Source organism: Agaribacillus sp. DX54 (genome assembly GCF_056858335.1).
This window is the reverse complement of sequence record NZ_JBXEQE010000041.1, coordinates 11,317-36,698: the sequence shown is the minus strand read 5'-3', so window position 1 is coordinate 36,698 and position 25,382 is coordinate 11,317. Positions and strand designations below refer to the sequence as shown.

Annotated in this window: 21 protein-coding genes; 1 reads left to right on the top strand and 20 read right to left on the bottom strand. The window is 45.7% G+C overall.

What is annotated here, in order from left to right:
* Positions 1–75 precede the first annotated feature (75 nt).
* Together AC04NP_RS27295 and AC04NP_RS27290 are read right to left on the bottom strand one after the other, a co-directional pair.
* Positions 76–1,650, bottom strand: coding sequence for a SusD/RagB family nutrient-binding outer membrane lipoprotein (locus tag AC04NP_RS27295; protein ID WP_482863252.1), 1,575 nt, complete (start codon positions 1,648–1,650; stop codon positions 76–78).
* A gap of 34 nt (positions 1,651–1,684) precedes the next feature.
* Positions 1,685–4,804 (bottom strand): SusC/RagA family TonB-linked outer membrane protein, encoded by a 3,120-nt coding sequence (locus tag AC04NP_RS27290; RefSeq protein WP_482863251.1) that lies wholly within the window; start codon positions 4,802–4,804, stop codon positions 1,685–1,687.
* 580 nt (positions 4,805–5,384) lie between these two features.
* Between AC04NP_RS27290 and AC04NP_RS27285 the strand changes: the two genes are divergently transcribed.
* A complete protein-coding gene (locus tag AC04NP_RS27285) occupies positions 5,385–5,705 on the top strand; it encodes a DUF4434 domain-containing protein (protein WP_482863250.1) in 321 nt (106 codons plus the stop codon).
* A gap of 38 nt (positions 5,706–5,743) precedes the next feature.
* On the opposite strand, the gene AC04NP_RS27280 is transcribed toward AC04NP_RS27285, so the two are convergent.
* The 18 genes from AC04NP_RS27280 to nagB form a co-directional block, all read right to left on the bottom strand.
* Positions 5,744–6,508 carry a creatininase family protein gene (locus tag AC04NP_RS27280; RefSeq protein ID WP_482863249.1) on the bottom strand — a complete coding sequence of 255 codons (765 nt, stop codon included), beginning with the start codon at positions 6,506–6,508 and terminating at the stop codon, positions 5,744–5,746.
* 78 nt (positions 6,509–6,586) lie between these two features.
* Complete coding sequence (locus AC04NP_RS27275; protein WP_482863248.1) at positions 6,587–7,471, bottom strand: RidA family protein; 885 nt, start codon at positions 7,469–7,471, stop codon at positions 6,587–6,589.
* A complete protein-coding gene (locus AC04NP_RS27270) occupies positions 7,468–8,601 on the bottom strand; it encodes a mandelate racemase/muconate lactonizing enzyme family protein (RefSeq protein ID WP_482863247.1) in 1,134 nt (377 codons plus the stop codon). The genes AC04NP_RS27275 and AC04NP_RS27270 overlap by 4 nt, the downstream gene beginning before the upstream one ends.
* A gap of 18 nt (positions 8,602–8,619) precedes the next feature.
* Positions 8,620–9,417: an SDR family NAD(P)-dependent oxidoreductase gene (locus AC04NP_RS27265; protein ID WP_482863246.1), complete on the bottom strand. Its 798-nt coding sequence runs from the start codon at positions 9,415–9,417 to the stop codon at positions 8,620–8,622.
* Between the two features lie 84 nt (positions 9,418–9,501).
* Positions 9,502–11,043 carry an arylsulfatase gene (locus tag AC04NP_RS27260; RefSeq protein WP_482863245.1) on the bottom strand — a complete coding sequence of 514 codons (1,542 nt, stop codon included), beginning with the start codon at positions 11,041–11,043 and terminating at the stop codon, positions 9,502–9,504.
* A 5-nt stretch (positions 11,044–11,048) separates the two neighbouring features.
* A complete protein-coding gene (locus tag AC04NP_RS27255) occupies positions 11,049–11,387 on the bottom strand; it encodes a hypothetical protein (RefSeq protein ID WP_482863244.1) in 339 nt (112 codons plus the stop codon).
* A 107-nt stretch (positions 11,388–11,494) separates the two neighbouring features.
* On the bottom strand, positions 11,495–12,121 hold the full coding sequence (locus tag AC04NP_RS27250) for a carbohydrate-binding family 9-like protein (protein ID WP_482863243.1): 627 nt from the start codon (positions 12,119–12,121) through the stop codon (positions 11,495–11,497).
* 212 nt (positions 12,122–12,333) lie between these two features.
* Positions 12,334–12,903 carry a RidA family protein gene (locus AC04NP_RS27245; RefSeq protein ID WP_482863242.1) on the bottom strand — a complete coding sequence of 190 codons (570 nt, stop codon included), beginning with the start codon at positions 12,901–12,903 and terminating at the stop codon, positions 12,334–12,336.
* Between the two features lie 22 nt (positions 12,904–12,925).
* Positions 12,926–14,134, bottom strand: a complete 1,209-nt coding sequence (locus AC04NP_RS27240) for an aminotransferase class V-fold PLP-dependent enzyme (protein WP_482863241.1) — start codon at positions 14,132–14,134, stop codon at positions 12,926–12,928.
* A gap of 22 nt (positions 14,135–14,156) precedes the next feature.
* Positions 14,157–14,633 (bottom strand): RidA family protein, encoded by a 477-nt coding sequence (locus AC04NP_RS27235; protein ID WP_482863240.1) that lies wholly within the window; start codon positions 14,631–14,633, stop codon positions 14,157–14,159.
* Positions 14,634–14,672: 39 nt separating this feature from the next.
* Complete coding sequence (locus AC04NP_RS27230) at positions 14,673–15,707, bottom strand: amidohydrolase/deacetylase family metallohydrolase (RefSeq protein ID WP_482863239.1); 1,035 nt, start codon at positions 15,705–15,707, stop codon at positions 14,673–14,675.
* Positions 15,667–15,903 (bottom strand): hypothetical protein, encoded by a 237-nt coding sequence (locus tag AC04NP_RS27225; protein ID WP_482863238.1) that lies wholly within the window; start codon positions 15,901–15,903, stop codon positions 15,667–15,669. The genes AC04NP_RS27230 and AC04NP_RS27225 overlap by 41 nt, the downstream gene beginning before the upstream one ends.
* A gap of 254 nt (positions 15,904–16,157) precedes the next feature.
* On the bottom strand, positions 16,158–17,093 hold the full coding sequence (locus AC04NP_RS27220) for an SMP-30/gluconolactonase/LRE family protein (RefSeq protein WP_482863237.1): 936 nt from the start codon (positions 17,091–17,093) through the stop codon (positions 16,158–16,160).
* 46 nt (positions 17,094–17,139) lie between these two features.
* The gene (locus AC04NP_RS27215) at positions 17,140–18,894 is read right to left on the bottom strand and encodes a PQQ-dependent sugar dehydrogenase (RefSeq protein ID WP_482863236.1); all 1,755 of its coding nucleotides are present in this window, start codon (positions 18,892–18,894) and stop codon (positions 17,140–17,142) included.
* Positions 18,895–19,074: 180 nt separating this feature from the next.
* On the bottom strand, positions 19,075–19,893 hold the full coding sequence (locus tag AC04NP_RS27210; RefSeq protein ID WP_482863235.1) for a 3-keto-disaccharide hydrolase: 819 nt from the start codon (positions 19,891–19,893) through the stop codon (positions 19,075–19,077).
* Between the two features lie 62 nt (positions 19,894–19,955).
* Positions 19,956–21,515 (bottom strand): sulfatase, encoded by a 1,560-nt coding sequence (locus AC04NP_RS27205; protein ID WP_482863234.1) that lies wholly within the window; start codon positions 21,513–21,515, stop codon positions 19,956–19,958.
* Positions 21,516–21,676: 161 nt separating this feature from the next.
* Positions 21,677–22,660 carry an ROK family protein gene (locus tag AC04NP_RS27200; RefSeq protein ID WP_482863233.1) on the bottom strand — a complete coding sequence of 328 codons (984 nt, stop codon included), beginning with the start codon at positions 22,658–22,660 and terminating at the stop codon, positions 21,677–21,679.
* Positions 22,661–22,694: 34 nt separating this feature from the next.
* Positions 22,695–24,620 carry a glucosamine-6-phosphate deaminase gene (gene nagB / locus AC04NP_RS27195; RefSeq protein WP_482863232.1) on the bottom strand — a complete coding sequence of 642 codons (1,926 nt, stop codon included), beginning with the start codon at positions 24,618–24,620 and terminating at the stop codon, positions 22,695–22,697.
* Between the last annotated feature and the right edge of the window lie 762 nt (positions 24,621–25,382).

Genomic DNA, 25,382 nt, shown 5'->3' with positions numbered 1-25,382 from the left:
GAGCATTACCGGCATGCTCCCGGTTGTGAATGTCACAACATGGTTCGCAGTTATTTCATAAAAACTGAACCCATGTTACCGCTGATCCCACCACACTTTGGAGTTATTCCTGTCTCCTCCGGTAATCCTGCCGATGGCATCATTTACAGCGCCTTCATTGGTGGTAAATTCCCTGGCAACGTAAACCATTCTACTGGGCACCTCATCCGGTCCTACATCGGGATTATCGGAAGCGACCCTGGTATATTGCCTGGGGTAACCTGTTCTTCTCAATTCTGCCCAGGCTTCCCACCCGTTAGGATAAAGGGCCAGCCATTTTTGGGTGATAATCTGCTCTAACCTTCTCTCAATTGATCCACCGGACTCATAGGCCACAGGGATGTCCGTCAAAGGCTGGGTACCCGGAGCATAAGGAACAGGTGTTGCCGCACTTGCTACATAAGCCGCAATGGCACCTTCGTCGGTGATACCATACTCCAGCATAGATTGCCGGATACCTTCTTCGTAGAGATCCTGTTCATTACCCCCCATATTCCATTCCAATAAAGCACCTTCGGCCCTCAAAAGATATACTTCAGAAGCCCTTAAAACCACGATTGGAGGGTTTGAACCGGTAGGCAGGGGTAAAAACTGCTGTCCGACATCCGAGTTAATGTCGTTTTGGCCGGTACCGAGACCTACCCTGGTTTGACCGTTCAATAAACCTTCATAGGGATCACCGTCATTGTCCGAATCACCTTCTGCAGCAGGGCTGAAGTAAATCCCGATGCGAGGATCTTCATAACCCTTCAGCACACTTTCCATAGCCGCACTCATTCTGAATTCTCCCCAGTTGGTGATCGTATTCATGGGGTTCATGTCTTGTAAGGAGGTTTCTACAAAAGCATTATCAGCGTTATCTTCAATCACACCAGCGGCAATGGCCTTCTCTGCTTCATCCTGTGCCAGTGAAGAATTGGCAAACCTGACCCGCATGGCCAACCGCAACCTTAAACTATTGGCAAACTTGATCCATTTGGCGCCATCGGCCCCATAAATGCGATCTTCACCGGGAACGGGAAGTATCTCCAAATCCGGATTGGCACTTAACACTGCTACCGCCTCATCAAGTGTGGTAAAAAAATCAGCATACATATCTTCCTGATTATCATAAGGAACCTCGAGTTCGTTATTGCCAAATTGGCTGTAAGGAACAGGGCCCCAATAATCGGTAATACGATGGTAGGCATGTACCCGCCAGATTTTGGCTACGGCATTCAGTCCAACCAGTCCGAATTCCTCCGACAAATCTTCTACCAACTTGACCTGGGGAGCGGTTTGTTCATAGAAAGACTCCCACGCCAATTCAGCCCAGCGCCCTACCTGCGTGAGCCGGTCGGAATCAAAGTTTACCGCAGTGGTGGCATAGTATTGGCACCAAAGGTCAGAAAACAAGTTCTGAGAAATCTGGAATCTCCAATTTAATCCGTTGATGGAAAAATATTGGGCATGTGTAAAAACCTGTCCCAACGCACTCGGATTTTCCTCGAGAAATGGCCGGGTCAAGCTTTGTGGGTCCGTGTTTATTTCGTCAAAGTCTCCTGTACAGCCATTAAACATGGTAATTACCATCACGACCGCCAATACTTTGATCATATATATTTTAAACATGTTCATTGATTTTACTTTTAACATCTTCATATAATTAAAAACCAAGTTGAATGTTCACGCCAAAACTTCTTGTGGTCGGCGGGGCAAATGACTCAAACCCATCTGAAGTGATACCGGCAATGGCGTCCCGGTTACCGTTCCTGTCCCTGGAAGCAGTAGCTGTGGTTGCATTCGTTACTACCTCCGGATCCAGTACCTCTGCCTGGTTGCTGAAGAAGAACAGATTCCGGCCCACCAAGGAAATTTTCGCACGTTTGAAAGGTAAATTGGCCAGGATGGATTCAGGTAGTCGATAGCCAAGGCTTATCTCCCTCATTCTGACGTTTGAAGCATCCCTCACAAAAGCCTCTCCGATCGGTGCATTTCTCCCACCGAGATTTGTCCAGAAGGTCTCTGCATCTATCCCAACGTTATTAGGTATGCCGTTTTCTTGTACGGCCGTTTCACCGCCAAAAACATTTTGACCGAAAACCAGCGTACCGTCACGGCCCGTTAATGTATAATCCAATAATCCGTCAGCGGCCAATATCGCCTCGGTAAAAGAAACCACATCGCCACCCTGTCTGATATCTACTACAAAGTTGGCATTGAAATTTTTATAAGTAAAGGCGCTGACAATACCGCCAAGCCAATCGGGGTTAAAGTTTCCAATCACCACATCCAGTCCGGAAGTGATAAGGGGTAAGCCATCGGCATCTACCAATACACGGCCCTGATCATCTCTTTGGAAACCTCTCGAATAAATATCCCCCCACTCTTCACCTTCAATTAGTCTGAAAGATCTCATGAAATTCGCACCATAATTGATTTCCGGAATACCCTCCGCTAACCTGGCTACTTCACTGATATTTCTGGCGAAATTGAAAGTCAGATCCCAGGTGAATTCACTGCCCTGAATAGGGGTCGCTGTAAGAATTACCTCCACACCTTTGTTTTGAATGTCTCCTCCATTGATAAAGTTCCTGCTTTGTCCTCCGGCAGAAGTTACGTCCTGACGGAATAACTGATCCTCGGAATTTGTTTGATAATAGGTAAAATCAATCCCTAAACGATCATTTAAGAATCTGGCATCAAAGCCCACTTCAACTGACCTGGTCCGCTCGGGAAGCAGATTTTCCACAGGATTAGTGGGCGACAGGAATATGCGGCCATTCTCGGTTACTGCCTCCCTGTTCAACAAGAAAGGGTCCGTATCGTTACCCACTTCTGCATAAGATCCTCTCAGTTTAAGGAAAGAGATAGCTGAGGGAAGCTGTAACAACTCATTGGCTACCACTGAAAGCCCTACCGAAGGATAGGTAAACCGATAGGGGCTCGGTAAGGTCGAACTGTAATCAGCTCTGAAGGTCAGATCGAGAAAAATCGCCTCTTTCCAACCAAAATTCCCAAAAGTATACCAGGAATTGATATTTGACCTGGTAAGTTCTTCCCTGCCTCTAAGATTTTGTGCATTACCGATCGTAAATAAGTTGGGTACATTAAGCGCCTGATTCTCAGTTTCTACATCTTTGAACCTCTGCTGCCTTGCATTGGCCCCGGCATTCAGATTAACAGAGAAATCACCAAAGCTTTTATTGTAAGTTATCAGCGCGTCGGTGTTCCAATCAGAAGTTACCGATGAAGTGGATCTGTAATTACCATTCTGGGCTATGACGTAGGTATCGTTATACCAGCTTTCCTGCTTAAACCTGTTGGTTCTGTCAAGGCCACTGCGAACCAGCACGGTTAAACCATCCAGTAATTCGTAGCTCAATGAGGCAAAAGCGATAATTCTGTCATCTTCGACCTCGTTGATGTTTCTGTTGACAGTCCAATAAGGGTTGGCACCACCATTGTCTCCGGGTACCCAAAAGTTTTGCCTTAGTCGACCCAATTCATCAATATATTCAAAATTGCTTGCCTGAGCGGTACTAATATTCCGGGGCAACCTGTAAGCATGACGATTTGGATTGTCAAAGGCTTCACCGGTAACCAACTCATTATCTATCAGCGTACGCACAAAATTGGCTTTTGCGTTAAGGGTTAACCTATCGGAAATTTTATTTTGAAGCCTTAAATTGAGATTGTGACGCTCCAGTTCATTATTGGGTACAATGCCTGCCCTGTCTTCATAGGTGTAGGAAAAGTAGGTGCTGTTCTTTTCATTGCCCGCAGAGATGGCCAGGTTGGTGGCCAGGCTTGTGCCGGTATCGTAGAAATCCTTTACATTGTCAGGATGTGCGTTGAAAGGATAAGTAGTTCCGGCCAGTTCCGGAGAAGGTGACCAATGAGCCACCTGCCTGCCATCCAGGCGCGGTCCCCAGCTAAAGGTTGAATTAGGTAGATAGGTACCTTCACTGCCCTGGCCGAACTCATTTTGATAGTCCCATAAAAGCAAGGCCCTGTCCACGGTAAAAGTAGAGTTGAGGTCTACATTGAATCCGCTTCTTCCTTTTTTTGTGGTAACAATGATAGCCCCATTATTGGCCCGGCTCCCATAAAGTGCAGCGGCATTGGCCCCTTTTAAGACCGAAATAGACTCAACATCATCAGGACTGATATTACTGATATCTCCTCCCAGCGGAACACCATCGACCACATACAGCGCCTGACTGTTGCCATTGATAGACCTGTTGCCCCTTAAAACAACTTTAGAACCTCCACTTACACCGTTACCTGATGTTTGAATGGATAGCCCTGCTACTTTCCCCTGCAAACCATTCACCAGGTTCTGGTTAGGACGCGCTTCTGCCAGCCCCTCCAATTTGACATTTTGTGTAGAGTAAGTCAATTCCTTTTTTTCCTTCTCAAGTCCAAAAGCGGTCACCACCACTTCAGAAAGTGTGGTGAGATCTGCCTCTAAATTCACATCGATCACCGATCTGTTGTTAACCGGTATTTCCCGGGCCAGATAGCCTGTGTAGCTAACAACCAGCGTAGCATCGCCACTAGCGGTCAGGCTATATTTTCCTTCAGCATCAGTAACGGTACCGTTAGTGGTTCCTTTTATCAGGACTGTCGCACCTGGCAATCCTGATCCTGTTTCATCTTTTACTACTCCCGTAACCCGTTGCTGCGCGTACGAAGTCAAACCGGTTAACAGCAGTATACCTAATGTAAGCACCAATAACGGGCGCCGACCGGTTAGGTCTGTCGTCTGTAAGTTTTTTTTCATATTTAAAATTTAGATTATGTGAAAAAAATTGAACTTCAACATGAACAAAACATGAATCACCGGTGTATCACAACCGGATTTTCGATATCAAATCGCTTTTTTTCTTTTGTTAGATCTCTTAAATGGCTTAAGGTTTCGGCAACTTATTGACAATTTAATAATTATTTTTGATTTTTCTGTGCACGAGCAAAAATTATTTTATGTACGAACAAATTGTTTTTTCGTACTTTTATTTTTCAAAGCGGGCAGCGGCCTGCTTTTCACGGTTAGCCTAAGGCATCACAGCTTGTTAGCCGGAGCTTACAAAAACCCTGGCTCAGGTGTTTTTTTGATGAAGGAACCGGTCTGACTATAAAACCGGTTCTTCAAACCAGTCAATGCTTGTGTATGAAAATGTCTAAAAACATATATTCCTCGCTCATTTTTAAACCTTCGTTTGAAAATGATTCCTATTCGCGGGGCAATTCCAAGTGTGAAAGGAAGCAATATTTCTTTAATATTGCCGGTTAAGTAACTTTCGTGAATCCAAAGGTAGTATAAAATGAGCGAAAAATGAATTATCTGAATGGTTAAAACATATATGGAAGAAAAAAAATTGCGTATTACAGGTACATTTCCGGATGAAATCAGCCATGACATCAACCACCAAAACTGGGGAGAAACGGAATGGAAAAAGGATTTTCAAGCCATGAAATCAATTGGGATAGACACAGTGATCCTGATACGATGTGGCTATAAAAAATGTATCACCTACCCTTACATCGATGGGAAAAAAGCGTTGATGGCGCATACCTCTGAACGCACCAAAAACGACCACCTCTCGCCGGAACAACACGAGGCGGAGTGGGATAAAATCCTCGGGCAAATTAAGAAAGTATGGTGGCATTTTTTATTTTCTTGATGAAAAAGGCTATCCACCCCAAGGGTTATTGTAAATTGTCAATTCAATACGCTTTCTTTTAAATCCATGATTATCTCTCTCAAAGCCTTGACAACAACCCTTGTAATGGCAACTCCCTTTTCCATGGTACTGGCTGAAGGGTCTCCAAAGACCCCATTGGGTGTCATGGCTTTCATTGTGCGGTAAAGGCTCACGTTGCCTGCTCTCAGCAAATCCCCTTCTGCCCAGCGAAAGGTGGGGACGTTTGATTTTAACGCTATTTTATCAAGTTGGACCAGATCAGGGGCGATATGTAGCATCAATGAGGTTTCAAATTCCCCGGCATGGCCGGTGCCCCCCGGTGGGGTTTGGGTAATTTGGTTTAACGCTTCCAAAGATATGCGCCACCACGTAGCCAAGGCTATCCGGCATTGCGGGTTTCTGAAACCGAATGTTTCGACAAAAGTTTGTCCAATTGCCTGATTTCCCCCATGGCTGTTTAAGATCAGCAGGTTTTTAAAACCATACTTTACCACGCAGCCGGAGATGTCTTGTAATTGACGCAATAAAGTCTCATGCCGCACACTCAGGGAGCCCTCAAAGTCCATATGATGCTCGGAGCAGCCCACACTAATGGTAGGAAGGATGACCACATCATCCGGGATCTCTTCATTGAGCACCTTGCAAAAATGTTCCCCAATCATTTTGTCAGTGGCCAGGGGCAGATGGGGCCCGTGTTGTTCTACAGCGGCTACCGGCAAAATTACAGGCAGGTTCTTATCCATTGTTTTCACCTGAGGTGAGGTAAGTTGTTCCCAATACATAATTATAAGTGGTTTAAAAATCTTTTTATACTAACTGTCATAACCGGAGGGTTACTTTTTTACTACCTGAATTAGGCGTTACTTTTTAACTGCCCACATTTCAATTTCCACTAAAAAAGTGAACAAAAGAGGCGTTTGCACTGCGGTTCGCACCGGACGGGGCTCATTGAAATAGGTTTGGTAAACCTCATTAAAACGGGGCCAGTTAGCCAGGTCGGTTAAATAAACATTGACTTTGAATACATCGTTGAAGTCACATCCGGCAGTGAGTAATTGCCGCCGGCAATTTTTCAGGGTGTAATGGGCTTGTTCTTCAATGGTATCACCGACTACCTGGCCTTTTTTGTCAATGGCGGCCTGTCCGGATATCACGACCAACTGACCAGGCGTTACCTGCAATACCGGAGAGTAAGGTCCTGCGGTATCATGCTGTGCTGCGCCAGAAGGAATTTGTTTACCGGGGGTTTTCAGGTTCCCGCTAAAGCCCATAGGATGGGGCAGGTAACCGGTAAAACCGGCAATTTTCCATTGCCCTGCTACTTTGCGACAGCGGTAAAGTGTCTGCCAGTTCAATACTGTTTTTTCTCCCTGCTGTTTTAAGATTTCACCATCGAATTTTTTATGCACCAGGGCACTGTCTCCCCGGATATCGATATCTCTCAAAGAAGTGGCACGGTAAATGGCCTTCTCGGGGTCTTCGGCCCACTGGGTTTGGGCAAAATCGTGGGCCTGCTTTAGCCATGCTGTTTTATATGCCTGCAGGTCCGGAAAGGCCAGCTGCCAAGAATCCGGATTGTGGCGTTTGGCAGCGTCTATTCCCATAAAGTTTTCCCCGATGAAATCGTCGGCAACCATTTCCCAGTTTTCCCGGCAAAAGGCGCTAATGTCCCGTTCTACCAGCATTTGCCATATTTCATGGCGGTCGGCGTCTGTAACGGGAAAGGGATTTTTGTAAAAACTCATAGACTGAATGCTTTTTTCTGTTTTAAAAAATGATTAATTGCCTCCTCATCTGGCGACACACCCAAACCTGGCCCTTCCGGGAGATGGACAAAGGGCGGTTCCATTTTCAGGGGTTCTTCCAAAAGATCATGAGTGCGTATCAGCCTTCCGAATATATCGCTGGGCCAGATACAGGACTCCGCCGCTGCGGCTGAATGTACATACATGGCTTCTAAAATGCCCAGATCAACTTCCGAACCATGCCAGCATGGAAGTCCTGCGGCAAAAGCGATATGGTCCAGCCGCTGAAAGTTCGCCAGTCCGCCATTAAAATTAAACCCATCCACAGCCCCGGCATTCAAGGCCTGAATGGCATCTTTTATGCGTTGTCCGTGCAAAATATAAGGCAGGGAAACGTGCAAAACGATGGGTATGGAACTATACTGCCTGAGTAAAGCATACTCGGGAAGCATCCACCGGGGAAGCGGGTCTTCAAGACAAAGCACATTGCCTGTCGCAGCAAGAGAATCTGCCCGTTTTCGCACTTCACCAGGATACAACCATCTTTCGTTGGGGTCCAGAATTACCTGCATATGTGGCGCGGCTTTTTTAATCTCCTCACACCAGCCCGCCACATCATCTTCCAAATCTGTTTTAAATTTTACACAATCATACCCCTGGCGGGCAAACCCCTGCACCAGTTCACCAATGTCTTCCACCTTCCTGTGGCTGGACCAGGCGCCGACTTTGACTTTTTCCCTGACAGCACCTCCCAGCAAATCCACCACGCGCATCTGGTGCGCTTTGGCATAGGCATCCCAAATGGCACATTCAAAGCCATCATATTCCCGGCAAAAATTAAAAGGGAGCTTTTGCAGGCAAATGTCCCGGATATCTTTTCCCAGTAAACTGTCAATAAGTCCTTCTACTACCGGCCAGTTATGGTCCCTGTACAACTCCCCCCACCCAATAATTCCGGTATCCAGCTCCATCTTGATTAAAAGCTTCGGCAGCTCGTCAAACTGCATAGACCAGCCTGACTTGATCCCCACAGGTAATTTATGCAGCGGTTTATGGATGCCTTCGCTTTCAATGACCCCGGTATGTGTGGGGACGATGACCTCGTAACATGTAAAATGTTTGATTTGCATTTAAAAAAGATTTATAGTTTATGATGAGCTTCTTTCAATAAAATCACTGTTAAATAGCATGACAGTCGTACCGGCGTCAACATAGATTGTTTGGCCGGTGATGGCAGCGCTATAGTCTGACAGTAAAAAAGCCACTGTATTCCCACAATCAACAGGGTAGATGTTTTTTGGAATGACCTGCTGGTAATTTACATAATCAGTTTCCCATTGTACCGGATCATCTGCCCAGGTTTTGATCAGGTCATAATTCTGTTCGGCCTTCACTAATCCCGGTCCAATGGCATTGCACCTGATATTGTACTGGCCTAGTTCGCAGGCCATTCCTTTGGTTAGTCCCTCCACTGCTGATTTCACACTGCAATACAATGCATATCTGGCATGGGTGGCAAAGGCATGGACAGATGAAATGTTCACAATGTTGCCTGTAGATCGATTGTCAATCAATTGTCTGACAAAAAATTTGGAAACCTGCCAAACTGCCCGTATATCGATGTTATACAGCTTGTCAAATTCCTCGTCACTGACCTCATAGGAAAGACGGCTCAATCCTACCCCGGCATTGTTGACGAGGCCATTGATTACACCCGCTTTTTCTTTTATTTCCTCAAACATGGCAGCTACCTCTTCCCTTTTGCTGATATCGGCACCAACAGGTATGGCTCCTGGGTACTTTTCAGCCGCTGATTTTGCTTTTTCGGGGTCCAGGTCATTGATAATCAGGGTAGCGCCGAAACCAACGAGGGCCTCACAAACGCCTCCTCCGATGCCGGTACCTCCGCCTCCTGTAACTAACACACGTAAATCTTTCAGATTCATTTTTTAAACTTTACGCTTTAAATTCGTTAAAAGCCTCATTGCCTCTTATATCCCGGCTAACAGCCTTTTGCACCTTTTTTCCAATTAGTTTTTTTCATCGCCCAGAGGCGCCATTTTGAACCTTTTAATAGGTGGAGTAGTGCGTGCTTCTTTCATAATCACCTCCATTTTCGAAATCACTTCAGGGTGGCCGGGTGCCACATTGTTTTGTTCCTGTTCATCTGCTTCCAAATCATACAATGCAATGTCCGTGTTTCCTTTCCGTATACTTTTACGGATCGCCTTCCATTTTCCCATTCTTACCGCTTGTTGGCCACCATGGGCGGAAAACTCCCAGTACAAATAGTCATGGGCAGTCTGAGGTTTTCCCAGTAAGGTAGGTAAAAAGCTGATTCCATCGGTATTTTCAGGTGGGGGCAGGTTGAGAATTTCGCAAAAAGTAGGTAACACATCGTAAAAGGCCGATATGTGATCACTCTGGCTGCCAGGTTCGATCTTATGTTTCCAGGTGGCGATCATAGGTACTCTTATTCCTCCTTCGTGTGTAAAACCTTTTACCCATCCAAACTGTGTTTTAAAAGGTTTGGCACTTTGAAAAAAAGGTGTGTCTGCGCCACCGGTATGCGTGGGGCCGTTGTCGCTTGAGAAAATGATCAGGGTGTTTTCATAAACACCTGCTTCCTTTAATTTTTTTACCAGGTCACCCACTTGCTCATCCAGGTAGCTGATCATGGCTGCATAGGTAGCCCTGGGGGTTTGATTTGGAAAATACCCGGATTCACCCGTGTACGGCTTTTCCTCTCCGAATTTCTTTTTGTAATGATCCACCCAGTACTTCGGTGCCTGTAATGGTACATGGGGAATAGGTGAGGCATAATACAGGAAAAATGGCCGGTCTTTATTTTGGGCTATAAATTTTAATGCCTCATTATGCATGAGGTCCGGCGCATAATCGGTAAGTGCAAAATCCGCATAGCTTTCCGGGTCATCGGGGCTGGCTCCCTCAGCCAATGCGCTATGAGGAGCAACAGATTTATTGTTTAATAATACCCGCTCTTCATTTTTCCACAGATGCAGGGGATAGTAAGTATGCGCTTGTCTTTGACAATTGTAACCGTAAAAAAAATCAAACCCTTGTTTATTGGGAACGCCTTCTGTAGATGGCGCCCCCAGGCCCCATTTACCGACTGCACCGGTTCGATAGCCTGCTGATTGTAAAATTTCTGCCAGGGTAACGATGCTGTCGGGAAGCGGGCGCTGGCCTTCCAGCAAAGGATTGTCAAACATGGCCTGGTAATTCCAGACATCCCCCCTGGATGACCACTCATCATTACCCCTGATGTGGGCATGACCTGTATGTTGCCCGGTAAGCAATACACACCGGGCGGGTGCGCATACGGGGGCACCGGAGTAGTGTTGTGTAAATCTCATGCCTTCGGCGGCCAGTGCGTCAATATGGGGTGTCTCAATGATCTGCTGACCATAAACACCTAATTCACCATAGCCAAGGTCATCGGCCAAAATGTAGATAAAGTTTGGTTTTTTTTCAGTATTTGTGTCATTACGGGAACATCCCGGCATCAATACCAAAATAAAAGATAGCCATAAAATCTGTTTTCGTATCATAATTATTAAGTTGTTTTTTCAGTTGTCTTATCATCATCCGGCTTATCATACCAATATTTTTTCAATAACCAGCTTGTAATCACAAAGACCACCACACTTACTGCCAAATCATCCATTGCCCTTATCAAAAGATATATTGGCATCACCACAAGCGCCATTTGCCAGGCGATGCCAACGACTACGTTGATCAAATCACCGGTGAAATCCCGGTTTGGCATAAAATCCCGATCCTCCTCTTGTATTTTTTCAATTACAGGCTTCCAGAAGCCCCAAGGCCTGGTTTGTCTGTAAAAATGCTTTAATACCTCCATATCATCTGCGGCCCGGGCACAGGTACCAAGCATACAGCCAGCAAAAGATATTAATAAAATCAGAGACAATATAAAATTTTATTTTATTGTGCACGAACACATTACTGTTTTTTTTATTTAACCAAGAATTCCATAGATTTTTATTCGGCTAATTCAATTACCCCAAAAGCCGAGGGAACGTGAAAGTCCGGCTTTGGTGTTCCGGGATTTATCCAGCTTATCCATTTTAAATCGGCATTTTTACCGTTAAGTCCGACACATTCACCGCGAAACAAACCGGTCAGCATACGGCCTTTATCCAAAATTCCCAATGCTTTTAATGAGGCCAGGCTGATACTACCCTCCACCGTGTAGCCGTTGGCGGATTGGGTTGAAGCCACTGATAGTCCGTTTTCAGGCCATTGCCAGTTGAAATTCATCTTACGGTAATAATGGGCCTCATAATCCAGTACCCTGCCTGCAGCATCCATTTCCAGGCAAAAATAAGGAGACATTCGATCATCTTTTTTGAAGAAAATTTCTACCCTGTCGGAATATACTACCTCTTCTTTGTGATCTGTATCGCGGTAAGTCAAAATATTGTTGTCTTCAACCTCAAACCTGAAATAGAATTTGTGACCATCATGCACTGCCTGAAAATTTGTGCGGGAAGGCACGTCATTCCGCCAAGGATAAATAAAGTCATAAAGTTTGTTGGCCTTGGTCCAATCCGGACCTACCACACCGGTGGGTTGTTTGCTGGCAATATAGGTTTTTTCCTTTTTCAAATTACAGGCGTTTATTACAATGATAAAAGCAAAAATAAGTCGAGCCATCGTTTTAACATCTTGATAAAAATCTTACTATCCGGTGCCCACGTCTACCCGGCTGTGTTACAAGGCCATCCGGTGGATAGTCAAGACCGGCTACTTCTGTTTTCAGCAGCAACATGGTTAAGCCTTTGTAAACAGGCTGTTAAAAACGCGACGAACTGTGGACATCAGTTTTCAATTTCCACAATCATCTCAATTTCCACGGCAATATTGCCGGGCAAAGCGGCCATGCCGACTGCAGCGCGGGCATGTTTTCCACGATCGCCAAAAACTTCCACCATTAAATCAGAAAAGCCGTTGATCACCTTGGGCTGATCATTGAAGTCAGGCGGACAGTTCACCATGCCCAACACTTTTACCACACGTTTCACTTTGCCCAGATCGCCCAATTCGGCCTTTAATACAGACAGTTGATTGATTGCGGTGACCCTGGCCGCTTCATAGCCCTGCTCAATTGTCAGGTCTGCCCCGACCTTTCCTGTGATATACGCTCCATTGGCTTGCAAAGGTCCCTTGCCGGACAAGAAAAACAGGTTACCGGTGCTAACGGCATTTACATAGTTGGCGACCGGGGCGGATGGTGTTCTCAGTTCAATGCCCAGGGCTTTGATCCGGGCTTCGGGATCATAATCGGTCACCTGGGCTTTTATAACTTTGTTATCTTTATTTTCAGCGTTTTGTTGTGCGCAGGCATAACCCGTCAAAAGGATTATTCCCAAAATAGTTTTTTTTATCATAGTCAGATCATTAATAAGGATGTCAGGATTTTTTACTTAATATTTTATACATGGTGCTGGCAACTATTCTTTCTTCGCCGGGATTCATCATCCAGGTGGTGATGTCAACCGATTCGTCGCCCCCTACTGTTTCTATGGAGGGGTGGCCATCCCTCAGGGCCTGTCTCACTTCATCGGGGGTCATTTTTATCTTGTTTTGATCCCACCTGATTTTCAGCGAAGGTACGTGATTGGCAATATCAGGAACATGGGTTTTCGCCTCAACCCCGGGAGCTGTCGATACCTTTTCGCGAATGTGCCTAATCTGCCCTTCCCAAAATTTCCAGTCGGCGTCATGGTCCCTTTTCAGATAGTCTTCCACAGCCACCAACATGGCAAGAATTTCTTCCTTATTGACTTTCATGCCCCTACCCACTCTATCACCACGGGGCGGAGCACTGAGTCTGGCGGCTGCAATCAGGTCTTTCCTGCCCAGTAACAAACCACAGCTCTGCGGGCCCCTTAGCCCCTTACCACCGGAAAAGCAAACAAGATCAAAACCCATATCAGTATATTTCCAGAGGTTTTCAACAGGTGGCACATCTGCTGCGGCATCATTCATCATGGGTAGGTTATATTTTTTACCTTCCTCGATAAATTCCTGGTATTGAATTTTTCCCTTAAAGTTATTGGCGTTGAGAAACCAAAGCATGGCCGTCTGTTCATTGATAGCATTTTCCAGTTCTTTCCGGGTTTCCACTTCGACTATTTTCACGCCGCAGTTTTTGAGCGCATGCGCATAACCTATTACATGGGATTTTTGCATGATCACCTCTGTTTTCATACCTGACAGGTCCGTAGGGATGCGGGATGCTTTTTCCTGATCAAGACCTGTCAATACCCCGGCGGTACCGAGCGTGATAGCCGATGCGACACCGGCGGTTACTGTTGCCGCCTCACAACCAATAAGTTGCGCCAGGCGTTCACCTACTTTGTACTGCAACTCATCCAGGGCAACATACTGTTTTGATGCATAATGGTAGGCATCGAGCACGGCTTCTTTCATCAAACTGCCGGTTAATGCGGTGTAAGTGCCGGCGGCATTAATGAAGGTACGCAAACCTAGTTCCTTGTAATAATCCCTCCTTTCGACGGTGTCGGGAAGAACAGCGGAAGCCACCTCACCAGGCGTAAATAACCCACCTATCAGTGGCAAGGCAGAAAGTTGTTTAATAAGTTGCCTTCTTTTCATGGTTTTAGCTATTTTAAAGTTTTTATAAAGCGGCAATGCAATCCATTTCCACCAATGAATCACCGGGTACACCACCATAGGTAGCCACCGTGGTACGAACCGGTGGATTTGCGCCAAAACGACCCCTGAAAACCTCGTTCATTTTGTGATAGTCAGCCAGGTCGTGGAGATAGACATTGACTTTGAGCACTTTTTCCATCGATGATCCTTGTTTTACCAGCTCTTTTTCCAGCGCTTTCAGTACATGATCCGTATGGGCTTTGATGTCTCCCTCAAAATGAGCCCCCTTTCCTGCGATATACAAGGTATTGCCATGGGCTACGGCCCCGGAAAACAAAGGTATATTCTGCTCATCGGTGACGATATCCCCTACTACCCTTTTTTCAGGTTTTTGGGGTTGGGACCGATCCGCCGCCCCGGCTGCACCTATGCCGAACCCGGCGAGTAATGTAGCCCCTATTTTTTTAAAAACCGATCTTCTGTTGTTTGATTTTTCCATATTCAACATTTTTTGGTAAATATTCTGCAAAGTATGATCTTATTCCCAATGAGGCCTTGAAATTCCATTTAAATCCCAGACGACCACTCCTTTCCGGATGGTCAGTTCACAGACCAGTTTTTTGTTCCCATCCATTCGAAATCCTTTCGTGTCCACAAAACCAAATTTTCCGTTTTCTATCTTTAACACGACCACATCAGAGACAGCACCCGGGGTTAAATGTCCCAGTTCATGCCGTTTTAAAATAACGGCCGGATTGATGGTGGCACACTCGACCACTTCCTGCACTGTTAATCCCATATTCAAAAATTTTGACATCACATTGGTCATATCTTTCATGCCTCCGTTCATGCTGCCTGTATGTAAATCCGTGCTGATACTGTTGGGCTTCAGCCCCTGTTCAATGGCAGGAATGGCCTGCTCAAATATAAAACTTCCCCCACCATGTCCTACATCGAAAACGATTCCTTGTTTTTGCGCTTCCGGCACAAAGGGGTATAGCTTACCTTTTCGGTCAACGATTGGCATACGGCCGTTCACATGTGCGTAAGTGTGGGTGAAAATGTCTCCGGGCCGGAGCTTTTCCAGCAACAGTGTTTCCAGCGACAACGCAGGCTGGCTTCCTCCAAAATCAATCATCACTGGTATATCTGCCAGTTTTCCGGCTTCCACGGCTCTTTCAACCGGCGCCCACTCATCCCCCTGGTAATGCGCTACTTTCACCCCTACGATATACTGGGGGTACCTCCTGGCCTCTATAGCCGTCAGCTTGGCGTCCATGTCTGCCAGGTTTTGCTCCACCGCCCCACCCTTCATGCCTGCGCCGACAATGTTCAGAAAACATAAAACCCTGGTTTTGGAGTGGTCAATGGTCTGTTTTTTAAAAACTTTAAAATTGCGCCAACCAGCTCCACCGGCATCTACAATGGTAGTTACCCCGGACCGGAAACTAAAACCATCGGGTGGCACGGCGGTATAGCTATTGCTTAAGTACGCATCTTCTTCGGTGCCGAAAAAGTTGTGAGCGTGGATGTCAATTAATCCGGGCACCACCAACAAGCCTTTGACATCCACTGTTCTGGCGGCATCGGCAGAAGGAATATCCCTCCCTGACTATATTTTCTCCCGAAATGGCCACATCCATTACGCCATCGATATTGTTTTTGAGATCAATAACATGGCCACCTTTTAAAAGCATATCAAACGGCTGCGATTTTGTACCCATAAAATGAAAGCTGAGTACCGTAAAAAAGAGGGTAAGTTTTGTCATCCTTTAAATTTAATTAATCCCTTACCAGTCATAGCATGGCTCTTAGCCATACTATGACTACTATGACTAATCTATGCGTAAAAATCGAGCCGGTTTTTAGTCTACACCCGACTCACTGAAGTTAAAAACTTCATCCATTTCCAGCTTCAGTCAGAGACTGAACCCAGGCTGGTATCGGAACGGGATTTGACGCCGGTCACAACCTGAACCCAGGATTTGGAGCTGTCTTGCAAGTATTATATATCGGTTTTTAATCATTGTTTTTGGCGCAACTTCCATTCCCTTCCCGGGTATTCAACCCGGAAAGATTCGAGGTTACCCCGGTCCTGCAAAGTCACATAAGCGGTTTTACCGTCTTCACCGCCAAAGGTGATGTTTGAAGGTTTTTTGCCCCTCAACCGAATTTCACGCAATATTTTTCCCTCAGGTGAAACCATAGCCACTGTACCTTTACCATGGCGTGTAATGTAAATATTTCCTTTCACATCACAACGCATGCCGTCCATCCCAAAATCCGTGAAGTCGATGAATAACCGCTTTCCCGATAGCTCGCCAGCCGGCGACAAATCGTATGCCCATACCTTGAGCTGCACGCTTTCATTGACATAGAGGATTTTTTCATCAGGGCTCAGTTCCAGGCCATTGGTAGTCCCCATATTATCCTCTAAAAGCGTCAGCGACCCGTCAGTATCAATCCGCCACAGGTTACCTGTAGATGCCTGCCAATCCGGATCACTGGCGTAGATTATACCGGTTTTACTAATAGCCAGATCGTTAGGCTGGTTCATTCCGTCACTGTGTACGTGCACATCGATTTCCTTTAAAAAAACATTTATTTTCAGCACATTGTGGCCGGTGTAGTCAGCCACAAACATATTTCCCTGGTTATCGAGGCGAATCCCATTGCCGGTGCTTCTGTCGGGCAGGTTTATAAAAAGGCTGCTTTTTCCATCACGGTTTACCTTCCCAATGGTGCCTTCCCTGCCGTAGTTTACCACATAAATGTTCCCTTCCCCATCTGTTGCAGGCCCTTCAATACCTGATGTGAACTCGCCTGGCGCGGTAAAATCCTGGCTCCGGTACAGGTTTGCTTCCCTACTGTCTTCGCCACCCCGGGGAGCCTGACAACCCAACCACAATACCGGTAACAGGCATTTAATGAAGTATTTTTTACCTATCCTACTATTCAAAACAGCAATATTTAAGTTAAAAAAATAATATAATCATTTTTATGCTTTATTCCATAGAAGCCCTTACCTGTCTTACCTCATTTTCGGAAACCGCACTGGCTTCATTCCCAAAATTTTGTCTTATGTAAGTTAAAATATCTGCAATTTCATCATCAGGAAGAAAGCTGTGTTGAGGCATAACATTGTTATATTGCTTCCCATTTACCTCAATACCACCTTCCAAACCATTTAAAACCACGCTGATTAATCGCTCCTTGTTACCAGTAACCCAATCCGTACCCCGCAGCGGCGGATACCGGCCCGGGGCGCCTCTGCCATTCCGCTGATGACAAATACCACAATATTGAAAGTACAAGCCTTCGCCGGCATTTGCCAGAATTTTCATCAGGTTATCTTCCTGTTCATGGGGGGTTTTAAGGTGGGGCCTTTGTTTTCTCTTTTCCATAGCCGCGAGTTGTTTTTCCCCAAAATCATCTTTATTGCCCCGGTAGGTGATCTTCCATATTTTACCTTTCTCTGTTTCACTTATATATAATGAGCCATCTGGCCCCATGGCCAGTCCCATGGGCCGGTATACGGCATCACTCACATTTACGATCGTATCCACCCCGGCAAAACCGTCAGCAAATACCTCCCACTCTCCCGAAGGCAAGCCGTTTTGAAAGGGGACAAAGGCCACAAAGTATCCAGCCTGCGGGTATGGCGCCCTGATGGTCGATCCGTGAAAAGCCACAAATGCCCCATTTTTGTATCGTTCAGGAAATTGATCCCCGGTGTAAAACAACAGTCCGTTAGGCGCCCAATGCCCGGGGAATCCCATGACCGGAAGGTCGTAATCCCGGCACCTCCCGATTGAGTCACCATCCCCACCATACTCCGGCGCAAGCACCTTTTTCTCCTGCAACTGGTCATAATAGCAATAGGGCCAACCAAAATCAGCACCTTCCGTCACTCTCAAAAACTCTTCGGAAGGCAGCATGGCACTTTCCCAGGGCGTGTACAGCTTTGGGAATAAGCGCAACAGGTCATCACGGCCATGCATTACCAGGTACAGGTTTCTGTCCTCGCTGTTCCAATCCATAGCCACTACACTTCTAATGCCAGTCGAAAAATGGTAGCCGTCTTTTTGAGTCTGGCCGGTTTTGTTGGCATTAAAACGCCATATTCCCGCATGATCTTCAAGCTCCGGACAGGGATCCAGACCGGGCTGTTCAGGTGTTCTTTTCGGTTCCTGGCAGGCATTGGAGGGGGCACCAAAAGGTACGTACAGGTGACCCTCGTCATCAAAGGCTATGGGCTTTCCGTTGTGTTCATGATCCCCATGCTCATGATCGTCCAAAACTATTAATTCTAACTCACTGTCAGGTACCAGTTGGCCAGGCGTTAAACGGTAACGGTAAACCGCCAGTTCGGTACTGAAATAGAGATAGCCGTTATAGATTTCTACAGCCGTTTGAAAACCCCAGTTACCTTTATGTTCATAATCGCCAAACCGCTTTATAATATCTGCCCTTCCATCCCCATCTGTATCCCTCAAGGCAGCTATACCCCCATCTTCAAAGGAATACCGTAACTTAACATAAACATCACCATTGTCATTGACCACTATTTCCCTTGCTTTTCCCTGCAAACTGTCGACTACCACTACCGCTTCAAAATTATCCGGAATAAAAAGCCCCCCGGTTAAATACATTGCCGGTTCACTTTGACACCCCCAAATAAAAACACACCATCCCAGCCCGATAAACCGGAGGGTAACTGCCACCATAAGACGGTTTTTTCCCTGACTGATGCCTATCATCTTTGTATTACTGATCAGAAAAGTATTGCGTGAAAGCTTAGGAATATAAGATAATTATTTGGCAATTCAAAACCCCTGTTCACGAACGGGGAGGGAAAGTAAAGGTAAAAATAAAAATGAAAAGTTTTGGATTACATCCCCGCCCCCATTTTCATTTTTATTTTCATTTTCATGCCAATTTTATTCATACCGGCATTGTTCGTTGTCGGCTTTTAGATAGTAGCTTTTGTAATTGGTGGCTTTTTTGTCCATGCAGCCACAAAGGTTCAGCACTTCAATTTTTTTGAAATCAGTGGGATGGCTTTCGGCCTGAATGGCAATATGGCCTTTGGATACCGGGCCGCTGAGGGTGGTTTTTTCAGGGGTTAAACCGCTGACATTACCCCCTCCTATTACCGGCCGGGTGTAAGTTAAAACAGGCTGCCCTCCCACGATATGTTGCAGGATGGAATCGCCTAATACCAAAGCTTCCACTTCCACCCATTGGTCGCCATGGAAAGTTTCGGAAGATGAACTGATACAGTGGGGGGTAAACAAGGTATCAGCCATGTTCACGTGGGTGCCGGGGGTGCATAAATTGGCGGTGGCACGTGGTGTCGTTCCATTCCCACCCAGCAGTTGCATTTCCAGTGATAACGGAAAGTCCTGATCCAGTCCCATACTTTCGGCCGATTGGGCATGCAACATAAGACCGTTATTTCGAAAAGCCCAGCCGGGACCACCTTCCACCTGATCGCCTACAAACCGGTAAGTCACTCTCAGTCTATAGTGTGAAAACTCCCGGTCATGAAACAAGTGGCCGAATTCATTCTGAAAACTATCGTATTCATTGTAGCGCACTTTCAGCAGGGAATCTTCGACAAGAAAGGTATTTTTGTAATTTTTCCCCAGTTGCTGGCCTCTGATCTTTATGGACCAGTGATCAAGGTTTTGTCCGTTGAATAATTGGAGCCATTCTTCTTCATCCGGATTGGTGGCCGGACGGGTTGAACAATTCATCAGGAGTGTGGTAGTTATAACAATAAGCAGTAATCTGGGAAAATAATACATTATTTGCGTAGTTATTTTAAAATTTGTTCAGGATAAGGCACCGGGGCACCTGTTGATTTGAATGAAGGCATCTGTGCTTTCGTTTGCTTTAAGTGTAAGGTTAACAAAGCAGCCAATTCAGCCACCTTCTCCGGTTCCGACCCGGCCATGTTAACAGATTCCCCTATATCATCTTTCAGGTTGAAAAGCTCAATACGTTGATCGAGATGATAATATATATATTTCCAATCTCCTAACCTAACCGCACTGAATGCGCCTATGCCGGGCCCTGCAGTTCCCCAGTCGTTCGGATAGTGCCAGAATAAAGGCCTGTGGTCTGTTTGACCTGGTGTGGTATCCTTGAGTAAAGGGACGAAGCTCTGACCATCAATTTTTTGCACAGCCTGATAGTTTTGTACACCAGCCATCTCTAAAATAGTCGGATAAAAATCTTCAATAATCAGGTAATTATCATTGACTGTTTCAGGTTTGACAACTCCGGGCCATTTTACCAGCATAGGCTCCCTTATACCACCTTCATGGATTGATCCTTTACCGCTTGAAAGAGGCCGGTTATGGCTATGAGGCTCCCCGCCCCTGGCTACGGCGCTGAGCCCTCCGTTGTCAGACATGAAGAGAATAATCGTGTTATCCTCGATTTTTTTTTCCTGCAGGTAGTCCATCAGATCACCCAGACTTTTATCCATCGACGCTACCAGGGTGGCATAGCTGGCCTCAACGGAGTCCAGTCCCATTTCAAGGTAGGTTTGCAAAAAACGCTTGTCGGACATAATAGGGGTATGTACCGCATAATAGGACATATAAAGAAAAAAAGGCTGTTTCTGCTTGACGGGGGTTTCCAGCGCCTGAAGCGCCTCCAGGGTCAGGGCCTCTGTCAGAAATATGTCTTTGCCATGATATTTATCCAGTCCCGGTACGGGCCAGGGACTCGTTTTAAATTCGTCTGTATTGCCAAAATTTTGGCTTCCCAGATAGCTCTTCGGTGCTCCGGCTGCATGACCGGCAATATTGATATGGAAACCAATATTTAAAGGGTTTTCTGCCGGGGTGCCAATCGCGCCAAAGTGGGCTTTACCGACATGGATCGTGTAATAGCCTGCCTGTTGTAAAAGAGCAGGAAAAGAAGTAGCGTAAACAGCATGGTCAATGGTTGAATCCGGTGTCATGCCGTTTACATTCCAGCGCGGAAAATCAAGCGTGGCATGGCTGGTTTCTGCCGGCTTCAATTTATCCTTGTGCAGTGTCCAGTTGGTTACGCGATGGCGTGCAGCATTTATGCCGGTCATAAGACTGATCCGTGTAGGAGAACAAACCGGTGTAGCATATGCCTGGGTGAATTTCATTCCCTGACTGGCCAGCCTTTCCATATTAGGAGTCCGGTAACGATGGTTGAAATCCGTTTTTTTATACCAAAAAGGGACTGAAGTATCCTGCCAGCCCATATCATCCACCAAAAATAGTATGATATTCGGCGATGACTGAGTATCGGTTTTTTTTTCAGGCCCCTTACATCCGATGAAAATCAATAATGTCAGCAGGTATAAACAGCCAAAAAGTATCTTTTGCAGCATGTTCCTATGATCCGTTTACAGTTAAAAAGGCTAACTTATCACTCCTTTATAAAAAAACAATATCTTATGTGATTATTTTTTGCAGAATAACAACAATATTTCACCGAATCGGTGAATAATTATTTTCCGATGATCATTCCAATTCAGGGGAATGTCCCCTGTCAACACACCATCAGGGAATTACTATGGCTGTGATCATTGATCATTTGCCAGGCATAAGAGGCAGCACCCATTACAGCTATTTTCTCACTGTCGAGTTTTGAGATATGTATTTTAGTTTTGCCACACAGGTTGGTCAACACTTTTTGATTGAGGAATTGTTCCAAAGGGTCGATAAGCAGGTTACCGGCATTGGCCAGGCCTCCTGAAAGAATAATAGCTTCCGGGTTAAACATCGCGATAATGTTTGCTAATGCATCGGCCAATACCTTCCCGGTAAATTCAAAAACATATTCTGCCAAAGGATCCCCTGCAGCCGCTGCCCGGGCCACTGCTTTACTGTCCGGATAGGCAGTCCGATCATGCAAAACACTGCCTTCAAAAAGCTTTTTGTTTTTAAACGCCCTGACTGATTTCATAATCCCGGATGCTGACACATAAGTTTCAAGACATCCCCGCCTGCCACAATTGCACTTTCTTCCTTTTGGGTCGACAATAACATGCCCCAGCTCTCCCGCGTAACCATGTTTTCCATGCAAAACCGTGCCATTCACATAGATACCACAGCCAAGGCCCGTTCCAAGGGTGATTACCAGGAAATCATCCATGTTTTTAGCCACTCCGCCGGTCTTCTCGCCGATGGCGGCAGCGGTGGCATCGTTGGTCAAAAAGGCAGGTTTATTAAAGAATTCGGAAAACGTTCTTGCCACCATAATTTTTTTACCCCAACCCAGGTTGGTGGCCATATCGATACTTCCCTCCAAAAAATTTCCCATTGGGGCTCCTATACCAATCCCTGTCACACGATCGGACATCTTTCCGGTCATTACACTTATTTTGTGCACCAGTGTCTTAAAGTAATCATTAAAACCATCGAAACCGGTGGTGGGCATACGATCCAGTAAAACCACATTTCCTGTTTTCGTCACCAGTCCGAATTTAGTTACAGTACCCCCGATATCTATTCCTACTACAACTTCATCCATAGAATTTTAGAATATTTCAGCCCAAAAATAATGATTAATAATGATATCTTACAAAAGCCTCGATAGCCTCATACTCTGTTAAACCCAACTGATCGAAATATTGTGCGGTCTGGCGGTTTCTGTCTTCAGCCCTTTGCCAGAATTCTCTTGGGTCGTTTCCGGGAAATACAGGGGTATCTTTTTGGGATTGGTGTTTGAAGATCGCTTTTCTCTTATACATCAAGTCTACAGGGCTTAAAGGGATGGCCATTTCAATTTCATCGGTTTCCCACTCATGCCATGCCCCGCGGTACATCCACAACCAGCAGTCTTTAATCCATGCCTCCTGCTTCAATGCTTCAAGGGCCATGAGGATAGCATCAAAGCAAACTTTATGTGTACCATGCGGATCCCGCAGATCTCCTGCGGCAAAAATCTGATGCGGTTTAACTGCGGTCAACAGTTCTTTAATGATATCGATATCCTCCTGTCCCAAACCATTTTTTCTCGCTTCACCTGTTTCGTAAAAAGGAAGATTTAAAAAGTGAATATTTTCGTCCTTCAACCCAATAAACCTGGCGCCCGCCGATGCTTCACCTTTTCTGATAAAACCTTTGACGGAACGCATCAGTTTTGTATCTTTCGACGACTCTTCTTTCGAATTGATGGCTTCCACCAATTCATCATGAATCCTCGAAAATTCCCCCGCAGCGATGTCCAGAGCGCCGGAAATATCCTTTATGAATTCGGCATATTTCCGGGCATCATCGTCAAACACAGCGATATTTCCCGAAACCTGGTACGCGACATGCACATCATGGCCCTGCTTTACCAGTTTTCTGAAAGTGCCACCCATCGAAATCACATCATCGTCGGGGTGTGGGCTAAAAATGACCACTCTTTTCCTGGCTGGATTGGCTCTTTCAGGCCGGTGTGTGTCGTCGGAATTCGGTTTTCCGCCCGGCCATCCTGTAATAGTATGCTGCAGGCTGTTGAAAATCCTGACATTCAGCTTCTGGGAATCCCCGGCAAAGCCCAGCAGGTCACCCAGGCCATTTTTGCGGTAGTCATCCTCGGTCAGCTTCAGGATAGGCTTTTTTAATTTTTGCCCCAGCCAGATCACAGCACTTTTGGCTATATCGATGTCCCAGTCTACTACTGAAACCACCCAGGGTGTCTTGATTCTTGTTAACTCAACCGCAGCATCGGGGTCTATCAAAACCGATACATTTGGATGGAGCTGCAGGAATGTGGCCGGGATTTCCTCAGAAACGGGGCCTTCTATGGCTTGCTTAATGATGGGGGCCTTTTTTTCACCCCAGGCCAGTAAGTACACCTTGCGGGCCTTACTGATCGTTTTAATGCCCATGGTAATGGCTCTTCTGGGAACCAGATCTTCCCGGATAAATTCCCTGGTAGCATCCATGATTGTGATGGGGTGCAGCTTGACCAGCCGGGTTAGTGACTCCTCCCTTGATCCGGGTTCGTTAAATCCGATGTGCCCGGTTCGCCCAATACCCAGGATTTGAATATCAATGCCACCGTAAGCATCGATTTTTTCCTCATAAAACTTACAATAGTCTGCAATTTTATCGCTGTCAAGCTCGCCATCCGGGATGTTGATATTTTCAGCAGGAATATCAATCTGATCAAAAAGATGGTAATGCATAAAATAATGATAACTGAGCTTGGAAGTTTTACTCTGGGGATAATACTCGTCGAGGTTAAAAGTCACTACGTTCCTGAAACTCAGCCCTTCTTCCCGGTGCTTTCTCACCAGTTCCTGATAAATTTTGATGGGCGTGACTCCCGTGGCGAGGCCTAATACTACGGTTTGATTGTTCTTTTGTTTGTTAATGATCAACCTGGCAATAGCGTCGGCTACGTCAAGGCATGCGGCCTCCTCACTGGCTTTTATGATTACGGGCATCCTTTCAAGCATAGTGGCGGAGGCATCCTGGCTAAATTTAATCTTCATCATCCATTGGGGTTAATATTAGCAAGCAATAAACCAATTTTTTTTTACAAATCCTAGTGATTTTTAACAATTGTGTTCGTGCACATTATGTTTTTTATCGAGCACAGTGATTATCATGGGCCTATGGTTTTCGGGACAAATTGCCACCCCGGTTTGGCATGGCAGGCAATAGCGGGGCAGGACTTTAACCTGCGACTTTCCGTTGATGAGCCAAAGAAAGACCAGCCTCTATCATTCCCAAATCGGCATAAACAAGCTAAAATAAGCGATTTTAAAATTCGGAGGGTCGTTTTAAGAGCGTTAAATAGTGGGGAGAACCGCAAAATGTTTAACTAATTACGGCCTGTTTTTTGTAATTTGGATACTGAAAATAAACAAGTTTTTTGCCATCTTTACATAAGGTCACCTAGTTGTATTTGCTTCCATTTTGAGAAGAGGAGGATAAAAATGTCGGTCAGGATGATTCAGTTTTATATTAAATCACAAAAACTCAAGAAAAAAGCCAAAAAATCTAAGCTGCCTGGTTCATATTTTTCTTGGGTATTGAAATAATACACTGGAAGGAGGTATGTAGCAGCTACATAACTAAATCGTTATTGATGATAAATGAGCTTACCAACATTAATCTCCTTAAAAAAGGTGGCCAGAAGGAGGTCTACACTGCTATTCATGATCAGCATGGTAAGGTAGTATTTAAATAAAGTATTTCCGACAAACGATAGTCTGGCAAGAACGTAAACGAGAAATTCGGGCTGTCTCCTTGCT